The organism is Psychrobacter sp. S1-30-MNA-CIBAN-0213 (genome assembly GCF_040309845.1).
GTDB lineage: Bacteria > Pseudomonadota > Gammaproteobacteria > Pseudomonadales > Moraxellaceae > Psychrobacter.
The window spans coordinates 1-5,703 of record NZ_JBEOPE010000024.1; the positions used below are offsets into that span (position 1 = coordinate 1).

Sequence of the window (5,703 nt, forward strand, 5' to 3'; positions counted from 1 at the left end):
GGGGGGTTTTCAGGGTATAGAGAGCTGACGATGACCTACTCTCACATGGGCGGACCCACACTACCATTGGCGCGACGATGTTTCACTTCTGAGTTCGGGAAGGGATCAGGTGGGGCCATCGTGCTATTGTCGTCAGCAAAGGGGGTTAGATATGAGTCTGTTGTTGTTCTTATGACTTCAATATTACTTGAGGCCTGTCAACATAAACCTAACTGAATCAAGGTTTAAGGTGATATCGAAATATTCTTACTTTATAAGCCACTACAGCTTATACAAGATAGATTAATTAGACTTGTATACAAACCACTTGGGTGTTGTATGGTCAAGCCAAACGAGCAATTAGTACAGGTTAGCTACACACATCGCTGTGCTTCCACACCCTGCCTATCAACGTCCTAGTCTTGAACGGCTCTTTAGGGAAATCTAATCTTGAGGTGGGCTTCCCGCTTAGATGCTTTCAGCGGTTATCCCATCCGAACGTAGCTACCGGGCAATGCCACTGGCGTGACAACCCGAACACCAGAGGTTCGTCCACTCTGGTCCTCTCGTACTAGGAGCAGATCCTCTCAAATTTCCAACGCCCACGGTAGATAGGGACCGAACTGTCTCACGACGTTCTAAACCCAGCTCGCGTACCTCTTTAAATGGCGAACAGCCATACCCTTAGGACCTGCTTCAGCCCTAGGATGAGATGAGCCGACATCGAGGTGCCAAACACCGCCGTCGATATGAACTCTTGGGCGGTATCAGCCTGTTATCCCCAGAGTACCTTTTATCCGTTGAGCGATGGCCCTTCCATACAGAACCACCGGATCACTAAGACCTACTTTCGTACCTGCTCGACTTGTGGGTCTCGCAGTTAAGCGCGCTTTTGCCTTTATACTCTACGACCGATTTCCGACCGGTCTGAGCGCACCTTCGTACTCCTCCGTTACTCTTTAGGAGGAGACCGCCCCAGTCAAACTACCCACCATACATTGTCCTCGGTATTGTTATACCTGAGTTAGAACCCCAACATGACCAGGGTGGTATTTCAAGATTGGCTCCACCGAGACTAGCGTCTCGGCTTCAAAGCCTCCCACCTATCCTGCACAAGTCAGGTCAAAGTTCAATGTAAAGCTGTAGTAAAGGTTCACGGGGTCTTTCCGTCTAGCCGCGGGTACACAGCATCTTCACTGCGATTTCGATTTCACTGAGTCTCTGCTGGAGACAGCGCTGCCATCATTATGCCATTCGTGCAGGTCGGAACTTACCCGACAAGGAATTTCGCTACCTTAGGACCGTTATAGTTACGGCCGCCGTTTACTGGGGCTTCGATCAAGAGCTTCGCTTACGCTAACCCCATCAATTAACCTTCCAGCACCGGGCAGGCATCACACCCTATACGTCCACTTTCGTGTTTGCAGAGTGCTGTGTTTTTAATAAACAGTTGCAGCAGCCTGGTATCTGCGACTGCCAACAGCTCAAGGAGCAAGTCCTATCACCATCAACAGCGTACCTTCTCCCGAAGTTACGGTACCATTTTGCCTAGTTCCTTCAGCAGAGTTCTCTCAAGCGCCTTGGTATTCTCTACCTGATCACCTGTGTCGGTTTAGGGTACGATTCGTTTATAACTATTGCTTAGAAGCTTTTCCTGGAAGCATGGTATTTGCCACTTCGCTGTACAAGTACAGCTTGCTATCAGATCTCGGTATAAAATAGCCCGGATTTACCTAAGCTATAAACCTACATCCTTTCACCTGGACAACCAACGCCAGGCTGACATAACCTTCTCCGTCCCTCCATCGCATTATAAACAAGTATCGGAATATTAACCGATTTCCCATCGACTACGCCTTTCGGCCTCGCCTTAGGGGTCGACTCACCCAGCCCCGATTAACGTTGGACTGGAACCCTTGATCTTCCGGCGTGCGAGCTTTTCACTCGCATTATCGTTACTCACGTCAGCATTCGCTCTTGTGATACCTCCAGCATACCTTACGATACACCTTCACAGGCTTACACAACGCTCCCCTACCACTTGAAAACAAATTCAAATCCGCAGCTTCGGCTCCTAGTTTGAGCCCCGTTACATCTTCCGCGCGGGCCGACTCGACTAGTGAGCTATTACGCTTTCTTTAAAGGATGGCTGCTTCTAAGCCAACCTCCTAGCTGTCTATGCCTTCCCACCTCGTTTCCCACTTAACTAGGAATTTGGGGCCTTAGCTGGCGGTCTGGGTTGTTTCCCTCTCCACAATGGACGTTAGCACCCACTGTGTGTCTCCCGGATATCACTCATCGGTATTCGGAGTTTGCATCGGTTTGGTAAGTCGGTATGACCCCCTAGCCGAAACAGTGCTCTACCCCCAATGGTGTTCGTCCGAGGCGCTACCTAAATAGCTTTCGGGGAGAACCAGCTATCACCGAGTTTGATTAGCCTTTCACCCCTATCCACAAGTCATCCCCTGGCTTTTCAACGACAGTGGGTTCGGTCCTCCGGTGCCTGTTACGGCACTTTCAACCTGCTCATGGATAGATCACTCGGTTTCGGGTCTATGCCCTGCAACTAAACGCCCTATTAAGACTCGGTTTCCCTACGGCTCCCCTAAACGGTTAACCTTGCTACAGAACATAAGTCGCTGACCCATTATACAAAAGGTACGCGGTCACCCTAATAAATTAAGGCTCCCACTGCTTGTACGCACACGGTTTCAGGTTCTATTTCACTCCCCTCACAGGGGTTCTTTTCGCCTTTCCCTCACGGTACTGGTTCACTATCGGTCAGTCAGGAGTATTTAGCCTTGGAGGATGGTCCCCCCATCTTCAAACAGGATTTCTCGTGTCCCGCTCTACTTAATATGTTAACGCTAATGTTTCGAATACAGGACTATCACCTACTACGGTCAGCTTTCCCACGCTGTTCTTCTACATTAGCATTAATCGGCTTCTCCCCGTTCGCTCGCCGCTACTTGGGGAATCTCATTTGATGTCTATTCCTAAGGGTACTGAGATGTTTCACTTCCCCTCGTTCGCTTCTTGTACAAGTACAAGATACCTACCTTATGGTAGGTGGGTTTCCCCATTCAGAAATCTCCGGATCACAGGATATTGCCGCCTCCCCGAAGCTTATCGCAGGCTGTCACGTCTTTCATCGCCTCTGACTGCCAAGGCATCCACCATGTGCGCTTCATTACTTGACCATACAACCCCAAGTAGTCTTTCTCTATAAATAGAGTTAGATTCCTAAGTGTTCTACAATCTAATTATGATAACGATATCACCTATGTTTATACGCTTGATTCAGTTCTCTTTACTTTTTTAATAATCAACCCCTGGGATAACAACTGATGTCGTTAAGAGGTCGATTATTAAGGTTAGAAACAACGCGTGAACACGTGTTCCTAACCCAGACTCATATCTATGTTTTTAAATAGTCTCTGTGCTCTCGTCGAGTCACAGATTCTGTATAAAACAGAAAGAAGTAATCAATGCCTATTGGCTGAATCACTTGTTTCTATTTATACATCTACTTATTTATTTGCATACTAAAGAATAGTTTATTATATGGTGGAGCCAAACGGAGTCGAACCGTTGACCTCCTGCGTGCAAGGCAGGCGCTCTACCAACTGAGCTATGGCCCCTGAAATAATGGTAGGCCTGGGCAGACTTGAACTGCCGACCCCCGCGTTATCAACACGGTGCTCTAACCAGCTGAGCTACAGGCCTATAGAGCGCATATATATCACGCCTAGGCTTTAATAAACTAGCTTAAACTAAAGAACAACTTGTTGTGAATTCTTGCTGACCGAATGCCATCTATAAGGAGGTGATCCAGCCGCAGGTTCCCCTACGGCTACCTTGTTACGACTTCACCCCAGTCATCAACCACACCGTGGTGAACGCCTCCCCGAAGGTTAAGCTATCCACTTCTGGTGCAATCAACTCCCATGGTGTGACGGGCGGTGTGTACAAGGCCCGGGAACGTATTCACCGCGGCATTCTGATCCGCGATTACTAGCGATTCCTACTTCATGGAGTCGAGTTGCAGACTCCAATCTGGACTACGATAGGCTTTTTGAGATTCGCATCACATCGCTGTGTAGCTGCCCTCTGTACCTACCATTGTAGCACGTGTGTAGCCCTGGTCGTAAGGGCCATGATGACTTGACGTCGTCCCCGCCTTCCTCCAGTTTGTCACTGGCAGTATCCTTAGAGTTCCCGGCATAACCCGCTGGTAACTAAGGAAAAGGGTTGCGCTCGTTGCGGGACTTAACCCAACATCTCACGACACGAGCTGACGACAGCCATGCAGCACCTGTATTCTAATTCCCGAAGGCACTCCCGCATCTCTGCAGGATTCTAGATATGTCAAGACCAGGTAAGGTTCTTCGCGTTGCATCGAATTAAACCACATGCTCCACCGCTTGTGCGGGCCCCCGTCAATTCATTTGAGTTTTAACCTTGCGGCCGTACTCCCCAGGCGGTCTACTTATTGCGTTAGCTGCGTCACTAAGTCCTCAAGGGACCCAACGACTAGTAGACATCGTTTACGGCGTGGACTACCAGGGTATCTAATCCTGTTTGCTACCCACGCTTTCGAGCCTCAGTGTCAGTATGATGCCAGAAGGCTGCCTTCGCCATCGGTATTCCTCCAGATCTCTACGCATTTCACCGCTACACCTGGAATTCTACCTTCCTCTCACCTACTCTAGCCTAACAGTATCAGATGCAGTTCCCAGGTTAAGCCCGGGGATTTCACATCTGACTTATCAAGCCACCTACGCTCGCTTTACGCCCAGTAATTCCGATTAACGCTTGCACCCTCTGTATTACCGCGGCTGCTGGCACAGAGTTAGCCGGTGCTTATTCTGCAGCTAATGTCATCGTCCGTGGGTATTAACCACGGAGTCTTCTTCACTGCTTAAAGTGCTTTACAACCAAAAGGCCTTCTTCACACACGCGGCATGGCTGGATCAGGGTTGCCCCCATTGTCCAATATTCCCCACTGCTGCCTCCCGTAGGAGTCCGGACCGTGTCTCAGTTCCGGTGTGGCTGATCATCCTCTCAGACCAGCTACAGATCGTCGCCATGGTAGGCCTTTACCCCACCATCTAGCTAATCCGACTTAGGCTCATCTAATAGCGAGAGCAGTAAACTGCCCCCTTTCTCCCGTAGGTCGTATGCGGTATTAATTCGAGTTTCCCCGAGCTATCCCCCACTACTAGGTAGATTCCTAAGTATTACTCACCCGTCCGCCGCTCGTCATCTTCTAGCAAGCTAGAAATGTTACCGCTCGACTTGCATGTGTTAAGCCTGCCGCCAGCGTTCAATCTGAGCCATGATCAAACTCTTCAGTTTAATCTTGCTATGAAGTCCTTTAAAGAGACTTCTAAACTTGGCTCATTTAATCTGGCAAATCGCTAAAAATTATGTTCGTAATGAATTAACTTTGAGTTTTTCTGCTGTCTTAAATGATAATTTTTATAGTTAATAATCTTCCCGAAAAGAAAAGATAGTCAACTTTATTTTTTAGCATTCTGAATCAGCAAAAATCCACACAAGTTGTTCTTTAGTTATGCTTTTAAATAGTGTCAATCTACTGTCGTCCAGTAGTTGATATATAGGGTACTTCTATTTGCTAAACAACCTTAAACCGTTATGGCTTAACCTATCTAGCGAGCCGACTATCATATCATAATGATTTGATTTGTCAAGCTTTTATTT

Annotated in this window: 2 tRNA genes and 3 rRNA genes; all 5 read right to left on the minus strand. The window is 48.1% G+C overall.

What is annotated here, in order from left to right:
• Window positions 1-22: 22 nt before the first annotated feature.
• Window positions 23-137, minus strand: a 5S ribosomal RNA gene (gene rrf, locus AAEY87_RS13735).
• A gap of 181 nt (window positions 138-318) precedes the next feature.
• Window positions 319-3,179: ribosomal RNA gene (locus tag AAEY87_RS13740) — 23S ribosomal RNA — on the minus strand.
• Between the two features lie 365 nt (window positions 3,180-3,544).
• A tRNA-Ala gene (locus AAEY87_RS13745) sits at window positions 3,545-3,620 on the minus strand.
• 8 nt (window positions 3,621-3,628) lie between these two features.
• A tRNA-Ile gene (locus AAEY87_RS13750) sits at window positions 3,629-3,705 on the minus strand.
• Window positions 3,706-3,798: 93 nt separating this feature from the next.
• A 16S ribosomal RNA gene (locus tag AAEY87_RS13755) occupies window positions 3,799-5,337 on the minus strand.
• The 16S, 23S and 5S rRNA genes sit together here with 2 tRNA genes alongside, the layout of an rRNA operon.
• Window positions 5,338-5,703 lie beyond the last annotated feature (366 nt).